12 protein-coding genes are annotated in these 16,024 nt (G+C 73.4%); 9 read left to right on the top strand and 3 right to left on the bottom strand.

Features of this window, described 5'->3' with window-relative positions:
- Nucleotides 1-8: 8 nt before the first annotated feature.
- Nucleotides 9-1,283 carry a cation:proton antiporter gene (locus tag IE239_RS24935; RefSeq protein ID WP_229878292.1) on the bottom strand — a complete coding sequence of 425 codons (1,275 nt, stop codon included), beginning with the start codon at nucleotides 1,281-1,283 and terminating at the stop codon, nucleotides 9-11.
- A 109-nt stretch (nucleotides 1,284-1,392) separates the two neighbouring features.
- On the opposite strand from IE239_RS24935, the gene IE239_RS24940 reads away from it, so the two are divergent.
- The 6 genes from IE239_RS24940 (at nucleotide 1,393) to IE239_RS24965 (ending at nucleotide 7,205) form a co-directional block, all read left to right on the top strand.
- Nucleotides 1,393-1,731 (top strand): acyl carrier protein, encoded by a 339-nt coding sequence (locus tag IE239_RS24940; protein ID WP_190151613.1) that lies wholly within the window; start codon nucleotides 1,393-1,395, stop codon nucleotides 1,729-1,731.
- Nucleotides 1,732-1,748: 17 nt separating this feature from the next.
- Nucleotides 1,749-3,104 carry an NAD(P)/FAD-dependent oxidoreductase gene (locus IE239_RS24945; protein WP_190151614.1) on the top strand — a complete coding sequence of 452 codons (1,356 nt, stop codon included), beginning with the start codon at nucleotides 1,749-1,751 and terminating at the stop codon, nucleotides 3,102-3,104.
- 369 nt (nucleotides 3,105-3,473) lie between these two features.
- Nucleotides 3,474-4,313, top strand: a complete 840-nt coding sequence (locus tag IE239_RS24950; RefSeq protein WP_229878293.1) for a UbiA family prenyltransferase — start codon at nucleotides 3,474-3,476, stop codon at nucleotides 4,311-4,313.
- A gap of 221 nt (nucleotides 4,314-4,534) precedes the next feature.
- Nucleotides 4,535-5,623, top strand: a complete 1,089-nt coding sequence (locus tag IE239_RS24955; protein WP_190151616.1) for a type III polyketide synthase — start codon at nucleotides 4,535-4,537, stop codon at nucleotides 5,621-5,623.
- Nucleotides 5,624-5,628: 5 nt separating this feature from the next.
- Complete coding sequence (locus IE239_RS24960) at nucleotides 5,629-6,138, top strand: isoprenylcysteine carboxyl methyltransferase family protein (RefSeq protein ID WP_190151705.1); 510 nt, start codon at nucleotides 5,629-5,631, stop codon at nucleotides 6,136-6,138.
- Nucleotides 6,139-6,149: 11 nt separating this feature from the next.
- On the top strand, nucleotides 6,150-7,205 hold the full coding sequence (locus IE239_RS24965; protein ID WP_190151617.1) for an NAD(P)/FAD-dependent oxidoreductase: 1,056 nt from the start codon (nucleotides 6,150-6,152) through the stop codon (nucleotides 7,203-7,205).
- A gap of 70 nt (nucleotides 7,206-7,275) precedes the next feature.
- Here the strand turns inward: IE239_RS24965 and IE239_RS24970 are convergent, their stop codons facing one another.
- Nucleotides 7,276-9,165, bottom strand: a complete 1,890-nt coding sequence (locus IE239_RS24970) for an ABC transporter ATP-binding protein (protein WP_190151706.1) — start codon at nucleotides 9,163-9,165, stop codon at nucleotides 7,276-7,278.
- Between the two features lie 282 nt (nucleotides 9,166-9,447).
- On the opposite strand from IE239_RS24970, the gene IE239_RS24975 reads away from it, so the two are divergent.
- Both IE239_RS24975 and IE239_RS24980 read left to right on the top strand, forming a co-directional pair.
- Nucleotides 9,448-10,413: a lysylphosphatidylglycerol synthase transmembrane domain-containing protein gene (locus tag IE239_RS24975; RefSeq protein WP_190151618.1), complete on the top strand. Its 966-nt coding sequence runs from the start codon at nucleotides 9,448-9,450 to the stop codon at nucleotides 10,411-10,413.
- 390 nt (nucleotides 10,414-10,803) lie between these two features.
- The gene (locus IE239_RS24980; protein ID WP_190151619.1) at nucleotides 10,804-11,901 is read left to right on the top strand and encodes a mechanosensitive ion channel family protein; all 1,098 of its coding nucleotides are present in this window, start codon (nucleotides 10,804-10,806) and stop codon (nucleotides 11,899-11,901) included.
- A gap of 15 nt (nucleotides 11,902-11,916) precedes the next feature.
- Here IE239_RS24980 and IE239_RS24985 read toward each other — a convergent pair whose 3' ends face one another.
- Complete coding sequence (locus tag IE239_RS24985) at nucleotides 11,917-13,485, bottom strand: M1 family metallopeptidase (protein ID WP_190151620.1); 1,569 nt, start codon at nucleotides 13,483-13,485, stop codon at nucleotides 11,917-11,919.
- 205 nt (nucleotides 13,486-13,690) lie between these two features.
- On the opposite strand from IE239_RS24985, the gene IE239_RS24990 reads away from it, so the two are divergent.
- Entirely contained in the window at nucleotides 13,691-15,910 is a 2,220-nt protein-coding gene (locus tag IE239_RS24990; protein ID WP_190151621.1) for an NADP-dependent isocitrate dehydrogenase, read from the top strand.
- Nucleotides 15,911-16,024 lie beyond the last annotated feature (114 nt).

Raw genomic sequence — 16,024 nt, forward strand, 5'->3', positions numbered from 1 at the left:
TTGGTCCGTCAGGGCCGTGCGGGAGGGGGGCCGGGCACGCCGTTCGCACCCGTCTCGAGGGCTTGCCGGCCGGGGTCCTCCCGGCGGCGCGGCCGCGGGTGAAGGATCCTCAGCAGCGGACCGGCCAGCGCGGTGGTCACGACGGCCATCACCACCATCAGGGAGTACAGCCCGGTGTCGAGCAGGCCGAGACCGAGTCCGACCGTGAGCACGATCAGCTCCGTCAGGCCGCGGGTGTTCATCAGCAGGGCGAGGGTCGCCGACTCGCGGGCGTCCACACCTCCGAGCCGGGCCGCCGTGAACACGCCGAGGAACTTTCCGCCCATGGCGACGGCCAGGATCAGGCCCAGCTCGCCCAGGTCGGCGGAACCGACGCCCGACAGGTCGACGCGGATTCCCGCGATCACGAAGTAGACCGGCAGCAGCAGCCCCGCCACACCGGCGAGGCCGTTCGCCGTGTCCTCGCGCAGCCTGCGGTCCTGCGCCTCGGGCATGGCGACGCCGAACAGGAAGGCGCCGAACAGGAAGTGCAGGCCCATCCACTCGGTGAGGGCGCTGGACAGCAGCAGACCGGCCATGGTGATCGCCGGGCGGCGGTGCGCCGCGCGGTCGCCGCCGGCGGTCAGGAGCCTGCGCAGCAGGGGGCGTCCGATGTACAGCAGCGCGGCCGCGTACGGGATCAGCAGGAGCACCTTCCACTGGCCGCCCCCGGCGCCGGCCATGGCGACGACCACGGCGAGCAGCGCCCAGGCCACCGCGTCCCCGACGGCGGCGGCGGCCAGGGCCAGCCGGCCGACGTCGGAGTGCAGCATGGCCCGGTCGGTGAGGATGCGGGCCAGGACCGGAAAGGCGGTGATCGACATGGCCGTCCCCATGAAGAGGACGAACGTCATTTTCTCGCCGTGTGGTTGATGGTCCGTCAGGCGCAGGGCGAGGAGGGCTCCGGTGCCGAACGGCACGACGATGGAGGCCAGCGCCACCGCCGAGACCGTGCCTCCCCGGCCGCGCAGGGCGCGCCGGTCGAACTCCACGCCGACCTGGTACATGAAGAGGATCACGCCGAGGTCGGCGAGGACGGTGAGCAGCGGCCGGACGTCCGTGGGGACGAGGGCTCCGGCGACCGGGTCACCGAGGAGCGTCGGCCCGAGGAGGACACCGGCGAGGATCTCGCCGATGACAGCGGGCTGGTCCAGTCGGCGGGCGAGTGCCCCCAGGCTCTTGGCCAGCACGATGACGACCGCGAAGTCCAGCAGCAGGAACACCACTTGATGGCTGGTAATCATGGGGCGAGCGTCCCGAAGGCCGGTCGGGCGTGACTCGAACGGGCGTCGGCGGCCCGCCGCGGCCGCATCTCGAGCGGTCCTCCAGACCCGCCCGCCATGCTCGGCCCCCGTGACCGAGACGACCACGCAGACGGGACGGCACATGACAGTGGACGACGACGACCGTGATGCGGTGCTGCACAAGCTCATCGCCTTTGTCCGCGGCGAGTTGCTGCCCGAACCGGAGGCTGACGGGTTCGGTCCGGACACGTCGCTCGTGGAGTCGGGGATCCTCAAGTCGCTCGAGACGGCTCGCCTGCTCGCCTTCCTGCACCGGGAGTTCGGAGTGCGGGTGCCTCCCGCCGGGCTGGCCCGTCGCAACTTCGAGAACCTCGGGCGGGTGGCGGACCTGGTCGTCTCACTGCGTGCCGCCGCCCCCGGTCCGCGCTCGGTCGAGCACAGTCCCTGACCTGATGGGAGTTGGGTGTGTCTGAGACCTACGACTACGACGTGGGCGTCATCGGCGGAGGCCCGGCCGGTTCGACCGTAGCGTCCTATCTGGCGACGGCGGGCCTGCGGGTCGCGGTGTTCGAGGGCCAGGTCTTCCCTCGGGAGCACGTGGGCGAGTCGCTCGTCCCGGCGGTGATGCCGGTACTGAGGGAGATCGGCGCGCTGGACAAGATCGACGCCGCGGGCTTCCCGCGCAAGTACGGCGCCGCCTGGACGGCGGCGGACGACCGGGCCGCGGCGCCCGCCGGTTTCCAGGCGAACTCGCACGGCTGGGGTGTCGCCGAGATCGCGTACCAGGAACGCGAACAGCGCGGTGTCGACCGCGAGTACACCTTCCACGTGGACCGCGGGAAGTTCGACCAGATCCTGCTCAAGCACGCGGAGGAGCTGGGCGCGAAGGTGTTCCAGGGCGTGCGCGTCAACGGCGTCGACTTCTCGGACGCGCGGCGTCCGCGGCTGCTGGCGAGGATCGGCGGGCAGCAGGTCGCCGTGCCCGTGCGCATGGTGGTGGACGCCAGCGGGCGCGGGACGCTGGTCGGCAGTCAGCTCAAGGTGAAGGTCCCCGACCCGGTGTTCGACCAGTACGCGGTGCACACCTGGTTCGAGGGCCTCGACCGGGCTTCGGTGGCCCGCAGGCCGGAGGACGCCGACTACATCCATGTGCACTTCCTCCCGCAGGAGAACACCTGGGTGTGGCAGATCCCGATCACGGACACGATCACCTCGGTCGGAGTCGTCACGCAGAAGGCACGGTTCAAGGCGGCCAAGGACGACCTGGAGTCGTACTTCTGGGACTCGGTGGCGACCCGGCCGGAACTGCTCGGAGCGCTGAAGAACGCGACGCGACTGCGCCCGTTCAAGTCCGAGGGCGACTACAGCTACGGCATGCGGAAGATCGCCGACGACGGTCTGGTCCTGATCGGGGACGCGGCCCGTTTCGTCGACCCGATCTTCTCCAGCGGTGTGAGCGTCGCCATGAACAGCGCCCGACTCGCCGCGAAGGACATCGTCGCCGCGGCGTCGGCGGGCGACTTCGGCGCCGGACGTTTCGCCACCTATGTGAGCACCCTGCGTCGGGGGGTGAACATCTGGTACGACTTCATCTCGATGTACTACCGGCTGAACGTCCTGTTCACGGCCTTCATCGACGACCCGCGCTACCGCATCGACATGATCCGGATGCTGCAGGGCGACGTCTACGACGGGGACGTGCCGCACGCGCTGATCGCCATGAAGGAGCTGGTCGAGGCCGTCGAGGCCGATCCCACTCATCTGTGGCACGGCAAGCTGGGCGACCTCAAGGCGTCTTCCTCGGCGCTGGCGCTGTTCTGACCGCGTGCCGGAGGGGCGGACGGGCCGCGGGAGGCCGGTCCGCCCCTTCGGTTCCGCCCGTGCGGCCGCGTGGGCCGGCGGGCGTCCCGGCCGGCCCACCGCCGTCGGGCGCGGGCGACGCCCCTCGCGTCCGCCGGATGCCGGAGTGCCCCGTGTGAGCGGGCGGGCTGCGTGGCAGCGATGCTGCATGCCCCTCATGGTCACCCGTGCGACGGGAAGCACCGGCCGCGTCGGACGACGCCCGCCCGGCGCACCCGCCGTCCCCCCGGCCGGGGCGCGCTCGCGCACGGTGTGCGGCGCGCTCGGCCCCGCGCTCGCGGTCCGTCGCACGGCCCGGCACGCGCCGGGCGGGACGGGGCGCCGGTGCCCGTGACGACCCGTGCGGTCCCGGCCCTGCCCGGACCGCGTCCCCTGCCCGCGCTGCTCGCCGCCGCTCACGGCGGGCCGGCCCTCGCGGTCACCGTCGTCGCGGGGCTGCTCGCGCTCCGCGGCGGCTTGCCTCCGCTCGACGCCGTCCTCGTCACCGCCGCGGTGTTCACCGGCCAGCTCACCGTCGGCTGGGGCAACGACCTGCTGGACCTGCGTCGCGACCGCGCCGTCGGCCGCTCCGACAAGCCGTTGGCCGTCGGCAGCCTCCCGGCCGGCCGGGCGGCGGGAGCCCTGGCCGTGGCCGCACTCGCCTGCCTCGTGCTGTCCGTGCTCGCCGGCTGGCGCACCGCGCTGCTCAACTGCACCCTGGCCACCGGCGCGGGCCACGCCTACAACCTCGGGCTCAAGGCGACCGCATGGTCCTGGGCGCCGTACGCCTGCGCCTTCGGGACGCTGCCCTCGGTCGTCACACTCGCCGGCCCCGGCCAGGGCTGGGCGCCGCCGTGGATGACCGGCGCCGGCGCCGCGCTCGGGGTGGGGGCTCATCTGCTCAACACGCTGCCCGACCTCGCCGACGACGAACGCACCGGCGTCCGCGGGCTCCCCCACCGGATCGGCGAGCGTCGCTCGCGCGTCCTGGCCGCCGCGCTGCTGCCCGCCGCCTCGCTGCTCACCGTGCTCGGCCCGGCGGGCAATCCCCCCGCCTGGGCGTGGGCGGCCCTCGCCCTGGTGATCGTCCTCGCCGTGCTCACGCTGTCGGCCCACGGTCGTACTCCCTTCCGGGCCGCGGTGACCATCGCCCTGGTCGACGTCGCGCTGCTCGTGGCGGCCGGCCGATGACGCCGTCGGCCCGCCGGGCCGGCCTGGCCCGGGCCGGCCCGCGCGTCCACGAACGCGGGATCCCCGGCCTCGGGGCCCCGGCCGCCCGTCCCCGTCCCCTGTCCCGGCGCCCTGCCGCTCCCCCGCTCCCCGGCTGCCCCGATGCCCGCTGGGCAGCCGTCCGCCCGATCGGCCGACCACGACCACGACCACGACCACGACCACGACCACCAGGAGCCTGCATGGCCATGCGCGTCCTCAGCGTCCGCGGCGTCCTGCCCGAGCACCGACACCGCCAGGAGGAGATCACCGAGTCCTTGAGCGCCACGCTGGCCGGGGGCGGGGCCGACCGCGCGGTCGTGGAGCGCCTGCACCGCAACGTGTGCGTCGAGACCCGGCACACCGTGCTCCCGCTGCCCGAGTACGCCCGTCTCGGCGACTTCGGCCGGTCGAACGACGTCTTCATCCGGGCGGGCGTCGAACTCGGCGCCCGCGCGGTCGTCGACGCGCTCAAGGACGTCGGTCTCACCCCCGCCGACGTCGACTACATCGTGTCCTGCACGGTGACCGGCCTGGCCGTGCCCTCGCTGGAGGCCCGTGTGGCGGCGGAGATCGGGCTGCGGCCCGACGTGGTGCGCCTGCCCCTCGTCGGCCTCGGGTGCGTGGCGGGCGTGGCCGGTGTCGCCCGGCTGCACGACCTGCTGCGCGGCCGTCCGGACGGGGTCGCGGTCCTGATGTCGGTCGAGCTGTGCTCGCTCACCCTGCAGCGCGACGACGCCTCGGTCGCCAACCTCGTGGCCGGCGGGCTGTTCGGGGACGGCGCCGCCGCGGTGGTCGCCGTCGGCTCCGAGCACCCGCTCGCGCGGACCGACGACCCGGCCCGGCCCGAGGTGCTCGCCTCGCGCAGCCGTCTCTACCCCGACTCGGAGCGCATGATGGGCTGGGACGTCGGGTCCGGCGGGCTGCGGATCGTGCTCGACGCCTCGGTCCCCGACCTGGTGCGCCGTCACATCGGCGACGACGTCCGCGGCTTCCTCGCCGACCACCGTCTCACCCGTGACGACGTCGGCTGGTACGTGGCGCACCCCGGCGGCCCCAAGGTCCTCGAAGCCCTGCAGGACGCCCTGGAGGTCGAGCGGGACGCCCTCGGCCTGACCTGGGACTCGCTGCGCCGGATCGGCAACCTCTCCTCCGCCTCGGTGCTGCACGTCATGGCGGACACGCTCGCCGACCGCCCGCCGCCGCCCGGCTCCCACGGCCTCATGCTCGCCATAGGGCCGGGGTTCTGTTCCGAACTGGTCCTGCTGCGCGCTCCGGGCGGTGGGCGGTGAACAGTGTGGCCGCGTTCACCGTCCTGGTCCTGGCCGTCGGTCTGGAGCGGGTCGCCGAACTGGCCGTGTCCCGCCGCAACGCCGCCTTCAGCATGGCACGGGGCGGCACGGAGTGCGGGCGGGGGCACTACCCCTTCATGGTGGCCCTGCACACCGGACTGCTCGCCGGCGCGCTGGTGGAGGCGTGGACCCGCCGGCCCGACACGGCCGCCCTCCTCGCCTGGGCCATGTTCGCGCTCGTCGTGGCCGCGCAGGCGCTGCGCTGGTGGTGCATCGCCACGCTGGGACGGCAGTGGAACACCCGGGTGATCGTCGTGCCGGGCGCCGCGCGCGTGACGGGCGGCCCCTACCGGCTGCTTCCGCATCCCAACTACGTCGCCGTCGTCGTGGAGGGGCTCGCGCTCCCGCTGGTGCACTCGGCCTGGGTCACGGCCGTCGTCTTCACCACACTGAACGGCTTCCTGCTGGTCACCCGAGTCCGCACCGAGGACGCGGCCCTGACGCGGCTGGCCTGAGGGAGGCGCACATGGATCTGCTCGTCGTCGGCGGAGGACCGGCGGGCCTGGCGACGGCCCTGCACGCGGCCCGCGCCGGGCTCGACGTCGCCGTGTGGGAGCAGCGGGCGGGCACCGTCGACAAAGCGTGCGGCGAGGGGCTGATGCCGGGCGCGGTGGCCGCGCTGGAGGCGCTCGGCGTGCGCCCGCCGGGGCGCGACCTGCGCGGCATCCGTTACGTCGCCGGACCGCGCCACGTCGACGCCTGCTTCCGGGCGGGCCCGGGCCGCGGGGTCCGGCGTACGACGCTGCACGCCGCGCTGCGCGAGGCGGTGCTGGCCGCGGGGGTACGGGTGGAGCGGCGCACCGCGCGCCGGGTCGAGCAGGACGAGAGCGGCGTGCGGGTCGACGGGACCCGTGCCGGTCACCTCGTCGCCGCCGACGGGCTGCACTCGCCGATCCGCCGGGCCCTGGGACTGGACCGGCCGCACCGGGGCCGCCCGCGTCACGGGCTGCGGCGCCACTTCCTGACGGTCCCCTGGAGCGACCACGTCGAGGTGCACTGGGCCCGCTGCGCGGAGGCCTATGTGACCCCGGTGGCCGACGACCTCGTGGGCGTCGCGCTGCTCACCGCCGCCCGCGGACCGTACGACGACCAGCTGGCCGCCTTCCCCGAGCTGCGGGAGCGGCTGGCCGGGGCGCGCCCCGCCGGGCCGGTGCGCGGGGCGGGGCCGCTCCGGCAGGACGCCGGCGCGCGCACCGCCGGTCGCGTGCTGCTCGTCGGCGACGCCGCGGGCTACGTCGACGCGCTGACCGGCGAGGGCATCGCGCTGGCCCTCGCCCAGGCGTCGGCGGCCGTGCGGGCCGTCGTCGGCGGCGACCTGGCGGGCTACGAGCGGGACTGGCGCCAGCTCACCCGGCGCTGCCGCTGGCTGACCCACGCGCTGCTGGGCGCGACGCGGACGCCCCCGGCCCGCGCGGCGCTGGTGCCCCTGGCACGGCGGCTGCCGTGGCTGTTCCGCGCGGGCGTCGACGCGCTGGCCCGCCCGGCCGGGCACCCTGCGCAGGCGGGCCCGCCGAGCGGGTAGCGGACGATCGCCGTGACCGGTCGCGCCGGCCGGCCGCACGGGGACGTTCCACGAGACCGGAACGGCCGCCTCAGAGAGCGGCCGCCTCGGGCACGTCGGTCATCCCCGGCTGCTCGAACTGCGTGCGGTACAGCTCCGCGTACCGTCCGCCGTCCGCCAGGAGTTCCTCGTGCGTGCCGCGTTCCACGATCCGCCCGGACTCGACGACGAGGATGAGGTCGGCGGCGCGCACGGTGGACAGCCGGTGGGCGATGACGAGCGCGGTACGGTCCGCGAGGGCCTCGGCGAGGGCTTCCTGGACGGCGGCCTCGGAGGTGTTGTCGAGGTGCGCGGTGGCCTCGTCGAGGATGACGACGCGCTGGCCCGCCAGCAGCAGCCGGGCGATGGTCATCCGCTGGCGCTCGCCGCCGGAGAGCCGGTAGCCGCGCTCGCCGACCACGGTGTCGAGGCCGTCGGGCAGGGAGCGGACGAGGTCGTCGAGGCGGGAGCGGCGCAGGGCGTCCCACAGCGCGTCGTCGTCGGCCGCGGGCCGGGCGAGCAGGAGGTTGGCGCGGACGGTGTCGTGGAAGAGGTGGCCGTCCTGGGTCACCATCCCGAGCGTGGCCCGCAGGGAGGCCGCGCTCAGCTCCCGGACGTCCACGCCGCCGATGCGGACGGCGCCCTCGTCGACGTCGTAGAGCCGGGGCAGAAGTTGGGCGATGGTCGACTTGCCGGCGCCGGAGGAGCCGACGAGGGCGACGGTCTGCCCGGGATCCGCGCGGAAGGAGACGCCGTGCAGGACCTCGTCGCCGCCGCGGGCGTCGAGCGCCGCGACCTCCTCCAGGGAGGCGAGCGAGACCTTGTCGGCGGACGGGTAGCCGAAGCGGACGTCGTCGAACTCGACGGAGACCGGGCCCTCGGGCACCTCGCGGGCGTCCGGCCGCTCCTCGATGAGCGGCTTCAGATCGAGCACCTCGAAGACCCGCTCGAAGCTGACCAGGGCGCTCATCACCTCCACCCGGGCCCCGGCGAGGGCGGTGAGCGGGGCGTACAGGCGGGTCAGAAGCAGCGCGAGGGAGACGACGGCGCCCGGTTCGAGGGCGCCGCTCAGGGCGAGCCGGCCGCCCAGTCCGTAGACGAGGGCGAGGGCCAGGGCGGAGACCAGGGTCAGAGCCGTGATGAAGACCGACTGCGCGGTGGCCGTGCGGACGCCGATGTCGCGGACGCGGGCCGCCCGGGCCGCGAACTCGGCCGACTCCTCCTCGGGGCGGCCGAACAGCTTGACCAGGGTGGCGCCGGGCGCGGAGAACCGCTCGGTCATGCGGGTGCCCATCGCCGCGTTGAGCGCGGCCGCCTCCCGCTGCATGCCGGCCATCCGGCTGCCCATGCGCCGCGCCGGGATCACGAACACCGGCAGCAGGACGAGCGCGAGCAGCGTGACCTGCCAGGACAGGGTGAGCATGACGGCGAGGGTGAGGACCAGGGTGACCAGGTTGGAGACCACTCCGGAGAGCGTGTTGCTGAAGGCGCGCTGGGCACCGATCACGTCGTTGTTGAGTCGGGAGACCAGCGCTCCCGTACGGGTACGTGTGAAGAACGCGACCGGCATCCGCTGCACATGATCGAACACGGCCGTGCGCAGATCGAGGATGAGCCCCTCCCCGAGCGTCGACGAGAGCCTCCTGCCCAGGATGCCGAGCGCCGCCTCCAGCAGCGCGATGCCCGCGATGAGCAGCGCCAGCCGGACGACGGTGTCCGCGTCGCCGTGCGACACGATCGCGTCGACGACCCGTCCCGCGAGGACGGGGGTGGCGACGGCGAGCAGCGCGGTCAGCATCCCCAGCACGACGAACAGCGCGATACGGCGGCGGTGCGGGCGCGCGAAGGCGCCGATGCGGCGAAGTGTCGCCCGGTCGAAGGGGCGGCGTTCCTGCTGGGCGTGCATGACGCTGTACAACTGCGTCATGGCCGTGGCGTCCATGCTCATGGAAGCGACCGTAGAACCTCGACCTTCCTTGAGGTCAATGTTTTCCCCACGCCTCTTCCCACACCGCTCCCCACGAGGGCCCCGAAAACGACGAATCCGGACATGACGACCTCGTCCCGGGAGAACTCGCGCACGATGGTCCCGCAACCGAAGGCTCCGCAACCGAAGGTCACGCAACCGAAGGTCTCGAACACGAAGGACCCGATGACAGTACGTAATGTTCCGTCCCCGCTTCCGCAACCCGTGGTTGGCGCGGCGGCGAGAACCTCTCCGAGTGTGACGACGGTTCCGCTCCCCCCGCTCAGGCCGGCCAGGCGACTTCCGGTGCGCCAGGTCCTGTGCCTGCTGCCCCTGTTGCTCGTCACCGTGGTGGCGGTGCGGCACCGCTCCGTACTCGTCGAGGGGGTCGCGCAGTTGCGGCGGGCCGAGTGGCCCTGGCTGCTGGCCGCCGTCGGCGCGACCTGTCTCACCTGGGTGGCGGCAGCCGTGACCCGGCAGGGCGCGGTCGTGGAGCGGCTGCCGGGGCGGCGGCTGCTGGCGGCGCAGTTCGCGGCGGGCGCGGCCAACCACCTGCTGCCCACGGGGCTGGGCGCCAGCGCGGTCAACCTGCGGTTCATGACGGTGTGCGGGGTGCCGCTGGCCCGCTCCTCGGCGGCGCTCGCGCTGTATCTGCTCGCGGAGGGCGTGGCCAGGGTGGGCCTGCTGGCGGTGCTGCTGCTGGTCTTCCCCGACGCGCTGCGGCTCGGCTCGCTGCTGCCCGGCGGAACGCTGGGCCCGCTGCTGGCCGCGCTCGGTGCGGTCGCGCTGGCGGCGGCGGGCGCTCTGCTCCTGGTACGGCGGCTGCGGACGGCGGTCGTCTCCTTCCTGCGCACCGCGCTGGGCGAGGCCCGCTCGGTGCACTGCCGTCCGGCCCGGGTGCTCGCGCTGTGGGGCGGCTCCCTGGCGTTCCCGGTACTGCAGGCGGCCGGTCTGGCGGCGGTGGGGCGGGCCCTGGGGCTGCCGGTGCCGGCGGCGCACATGGCGGTCGCGTATCTCGCGGCCACGGCGGCGGTCGCGCTGGTGCCGACGCCCGGCGGGATCGGTTCGGTGGAGGCCGCGCTGGTGGTGGCGCTGGTGGCGGCCGGCGGCCCGGTGGCCGTCGCCACGGCCGTCGTGCTCGGCTACCGCATCATCACCGTGTGGCTGCCGCTGGTGCCGGGCGCGTTGACGCTGGGAGCGCTGGTGCGGATGAAGGTCATCTGAACCCGCTCGGCGCCGGCCCGCTCCCGCCGCTTTCCCCACGGCGTCCCCCCGATCGGGGCCGCTTCCGCCGGGGCGGTGGCGACCCCGATCCGGCCGAGGGCCGGGGCGGGGAGGCGAGACCGAGAGCCGGGCGGGGAGGCGAGACCGAGAGCCGGGCGGGGAGGCCGGGGCGAAGGACGCGGCGGGACTGCGTGATTGCGCCGTCGCGGCCGGATCCTCCGGTACGAACTCCCCTGCCGGATACGGCAGGATGAGAGGTCGCGCCTCTCCGCGAGCGAGCGGGAGGGGCGACCGCACATCCCGGAACCGAGCAGGTGACATCGTGACGAGAATCCCCCTCCGGCCGTCGACGGCCCCCGCGGCCGCGCATCGACCTCCCGGAGGCGACCGGTGAACCGCGCCCTGACCCTGGACGACAGTGTCGTCGCCGGAATCGCCCTGGCCGCCGGGCTGTTGGCCGCCTTCCTCTCGCGCACCCTGCTGCGCTGGCTGGCGAAGCACGCCAAGCGCACCAGGTGGAGCGGCGACGACGTCATGGTGGACGCGCTGCGCACCGTGGTGCCGTGGGCGGCGATCGCCGGCGGCGCGGCGGCCGCGGCCGCGGTGCTGCCGCTGGCGAAGCCCCTCCAGCACACCGTCAACCAGTGCCTGACCGTGCTGCTGATCTTCGTGGTGACCGTGTCGGCGGCGCGGGTCGTCGCCGGGCTCGTGCAGTCGGTGACCTCCTCGCGCTCCGGTGTCGCCGGATCGGCCACGATCTTCGTGAACATCACCCGGATCCTGGTCCTGGCCATCGGCTTCCTGGTGGTCCTGCAGACGCTGGGGATCTCCATAGCCCCGCTGCTCACCGCCCTGGGCGTCGGCGGTCTGGCCGTGGCGCTCGCGCTGCAGGACACCCTCGCGAACCTCTTCGCGGGCATCCACATCCTCGCCTCCAAGACCGTCCAGCCCGGCGACTACATCAAGCTGAGCAGCGGCGAGGAGGGCTACGTCGAGGACATCAACTGGCGTCAGACGACCGTGCGCGCGCTGTCCAACAACCTGGTCGTCATCCCCAACGGCCAGCTCGCGAAGACGAACATGACCAACTACATGCGTCCCGAGCAGCGGTTGACGATCCTGGTGCAGGCGGGCGTGGCCTACGACAGCGACCTGGAGCAGGTGGAGCGGGTGACGTCGGAGGTCGTCGCGGAGGTCATGACGGGGGTGGACGGCGCCCTGCCGGACCACGAACCCGCCATCCGTTTCCACACGTTCGGCGACTCGCGGATCGGCTTCACCGTCATCCTGGGCGTCGGCGAGTTCAGCGACCAGTACCGCATCAAGCACGAGTTCATCAAGCGCCTGCACCGCCGGTACCGCGAGGAGGGCATCCGGATCCCCGCGCCGGCCCGCACCGTGGCGTTGCAGCAGGGCGCGGTGGTCATCCCGCAGCAGCGCACCGGCGACGGGGCCGTGCAGGACGGGACGTCCGCCCTGCACGGCTGACGGCGGCGCCCGGGGTCAGAGCGTGGCCGAGTTCTCGTGCCACCGCACGTCCGTGCGGCGGCGCGGCGCGGTGAGGGACGGGGGCGCCGGGGTGACCGTCCAGTCCGGATGTCCGGGCATCCTCGGCGTCGTCGTGCCGTACAGCCAGTCGCGCAGGAACCCGGAGACGTCCTGCCCGCCGACCCGCGAGGCGACGGCGATGTAGTCCTCGGTGGAGGCCGAGGAGTCGCGGTACCGGGCCAGGAAGGCCCGCTCGACCGCGTGGAAGGCGTCCTCCCCGATGAGCTGCCGCAGGGCGTACAGGACGAGGACGCCGCCCAGATAGCGCTGGCTGTCGAAGAGGTCGGCCGCGGTCGGCGCGGCGACCGGGCCGGAGGTCCTGCGCCACTGGTCGCCGCGCGCGTAGGTGTCCTTCATCCGCGCCTCGAAGGTGGTCAGGCCCAGGGAGTCCGCCCAGCCGCGCTCGTAGCGGTAGAGCAGTCCGTAGAAATCGGCGTGGCCCTCGTTGAGCCACAGGTCGGCCCAGGTGGCGGGGCTGACACTGTTGCCGAAGTAGGAGTGGACCAGCTCGTGCATCATGTGCGAGCCGATCTTCGGCTCCGCCTGGAGCAGGAAGTTCGGCTTGTACAGGGTGAGGGTCTGCGTCTCCAGGCCGGTGAAGTCGAAGGCCTTCGGGTCGTCGGAGTTGCAGGGCAGCAGTCCGTACGTCTCGAAGGGGTAGGCGCCCAGCCGGGCCTCGAGCCACTCGACCAGGCCCGGGGTGAGGGCGAGGGCGGGCTCCAGGGCCTCGGCCCGGGCCGTGGGGACGACGTCGCGCAGGGGCAGCCCGTGCGGCCCCCGGCGCTCCTTCACGACGTAGTCGCCGACCGTGATCTGCACCAGCTCGGTGGCGATCGGCGAGCGGGAGCGGTAGGTGTACGCGGTGCGGTCGCCGGCCAGGTTCTCGGTGCACACCAGTGAGCCGTTCGCGACCGCGCGCAGGGCTGCGGGGACGGTGACGCGGAACGTGAAGCGCGCCTTGTCCGAGGGGTGGTCGTTGCAGGGGAACACGGTGTGCGCCGAGTCCGGCTGGGGGCATATCGCGAACCCGTCCGGGGTGGGCACCCACGCGGTGTGCGCGAGGGTCCGCCGCGGGTCGGCCGTGTACGTCACGCACACCGTGGCACGGTCCCGTGCGCGCAGCGCACAGGCGGGCGTGATCCACAGCTTCTCGTCCGCCTGCTCGAAGGCGGCGGTGCGCCCGTCGACGCGGACCGTGCGGACGTCGAGGCCGAGACAGTCGAGGGAGAGGCGGGCAAGGGCCTGCGTGGTGTGCAGTTCCAGCGTCGCCGTGGCGTCGACGAGGGCGGTCGTCGCGTCGTACGAGAGGTCGAGGTGATAAGCGGCGACGCGGTAGCCCGCGTTGCCCAGGTTCGGGAAGACCGGGTCCCCGAGCGTCCCGGGCGCCGGGGTGTCGTCGGTCCTGCCGGGCGCCGGGGTGTCGTCGGTCCTCCCGGCCGCGCGGGCCGTGTTTCCCCCCGCCAGTACTGCCGCCGTGCCGATCAGGACGGCCGCCGGGGCCGTCACTCTGCTGCGATATCTCATGGTCCGCTTCCGCTCGGGCGGCCGGGTGGTCGGTCCGGCCGGATCAGGTCGAGGCTCTGCCTGGTTGACCACGAAAACGGCCGCTTCGGTTGCATGCGGCGGACCCTTCGCCCGTCACGGCCGTGCGGAGACCCCTGTCGAGCGGATCCCGGGCACGAGATATCTTGATGTCGAGCAATGTTGCAGACGTGGAGCGGAGCACCCGGTGACTGACTCGACCATCATCTATACGCACACTGACGAGGCCCCGGCCCTGGCAACGTATTCCTTCCTGCCGGTGGTCCAGGCGTACGCCTCGCAGGCGGGTGTCGCCGTGGAGACGCGGGACATCTCCCTGGCCGGACGCATCATCGCCGTGTTCCCGGAGTACCTGACCGAGGACCAGCGGATCCCGGACGCGCTGACCGAGCTCGGCGAGCTGGCCAGGACGCCCGCGGCCAACATCATCAAGCTGCCGAACGTCTCGGCGTCGATCCCGCAGCTCAAGGCCGCGGTCGCCGAGCTGCAGGCGCAGGGCTACGCGCTGCCGGCGTACCCGGACGACCCCAAGACCGACGAGGAGCGGGAGATCCAGGCCCGCTACGACAAGATCAAGGGCTCCGCCGTCAACCCGGTCCTGCGCGAGGGCAACTCCGACCGCCGCGCGCCCGCGTCGGTCAAGAACTACGCCAGGAATCACCCGCACCGCATGGGCGCCTGGTCTTCGGAGTCCAAGACCGACGTCGCCACCATGGGCGAGAACGACTTCCGCTCCACCGAGAAGTCCGCCGTGATCTCCGAGGCGGGCACGCTGCGCATCGAGCTGGTCGCCGCGGACGGCGCCACGACCGTCCTGCGCGAGGCCGTGCCCGTCCTGAAGGACGAGGTCGTCGACGCCTCCGTGCTGCGCGTCGCGGCGCTGCGGCAGTTCCTCACCGCGCAGATCGCCCGCGCCAAGGCCGAGGGCGTGCTGTTCTCGGTGCACCTCAAGGCCACGATGATGAAGGTCTCCGACCCGATCATCTTCGGTCACGTGGTCCGCGCGTTCTTCCCGAAGACCTTCGAGCAGTACGGCGCGGTCCTGGCCGCGGCGGGCCTGTCCCCCAACGACGGTCTCGGCGGCATCCTCAAGGGCCTGGAGGCCCTCCCCGAGGGCGACGCGATCAAGGCCTCCTTCGACGCGGAGCTCGCCGAGGGCCCGGCCCTGGCGATGGTCGACTCCGACAAGGGCATCACCAACCTGCACGTGCCGTCCGACGTCATCGTCGACGCCTCGATGCCGGCCATGATCCGCACCTCCGGTCACATGTGGGGCCCGGACGGCCAGGAGGCCGACACCCTCGCGGTCCTGCCGGACTCGTCCTACTCCGGCGTCTACCAGGCCGTGGTCGACGACTGCCGCGCCCACGGCGCCTACGACCCGTCGACGATGGGCTCCGTCCCGAACGTCGGTCTGATGGCGCAGAAGGCCGAGGAGTACGGTTCCCACGACAAGACCTTCGAGATCAAGGCCGCCGGCACCGTCCGCCTGGTCGACCAGGCCGGCAACGTGGTCATCGAGCAGGAGGTCGCCGAGGGCGACATCTTCCGCGCCTGCCAGACCAAGGACGCGCCGATCCGCGACTGGGTCAAGCTGGCCGTCACGCGTGCCCGCGCCACCGGCGACCCGGCCGTCTTCTGGCTGGACGAGACGCGCGCGCACGACGCTCAGCTGATCGCCAAGGTCAACGCCTACCTGCCGGAGCACGACACCGAGGGCCTGGACATCCGCATCCTCGCCCCGGTCGAGGCCACCAAGCTGTCGGTGGAGCGCATCCGCCGCGGCGAGAACACCATCTCGGTGACCGGCAACGTCCTGCGCGACTACCTCACGGACCTGTTCCCCATCCTGGAGCTGGGCACCAGCGCCAAGATGCTGTCGGTCGTCCCGCTGATGGCGGGCGGCGGCCTGTTCGAGACCGGCGCCGGCGGCTCCGCCCCGAAGCACGTCCAGCAGCTGGTCAAGGAGAACTACCTGCGCTGGGACTCCCTGGGCGAGTTCTTCGCCCTGGTGCCGTCCTTCGAGCACTACGCCGAGACCACGGGCAACACCCGCGCCAAGGTCCTCGCCGACACCCTCGACCGCGCCACGGCGACCTTCCTCGACCAGGACAAGTCCCCGACCCGTCGCGTCGGCGGCATCGACAACCGTGGCAGCCACTTCTACCTGTCCCTGTACTGGGCGCAGGAGCTGGCCCGGCAGACCGACGACGCCGAGCTGGCGAAGGCCTTCGCCCAGCTCGCCGAGACGCTCGCCGCGAACGAGCAGACCATCGTCGACGAGCTGATCGCCGCCCAGGGCAAGCCGGCCGACATCGGCGGCTACTACCAGCCCGACCCGGCCAAGGCGGCGGCGGTCATGCGCCCCTCGGCCACCTGGAACGAGGCCCTCGCCTCGCTGAGCTGACGCGACCGGCCCGCGGGCCGCTCCCCGTCCCGACCGCGCCCCGCCCGGCATCGCCCGGCCGGGGCGCGGCCCGTGCCGGCTCGCGCCGCCCGACGGACGCCCCGCCGGCCCGGC

Source organism: Streptomyces humidus (genome assembly GCF_014649655.1).
Classification (GTDB): domain Bacteria; phylum Actinomycetota; class Actinomycetes; order Streptomycetales; family Streptomycetaceae; genus Streptomyces; species Streptomyces humidus.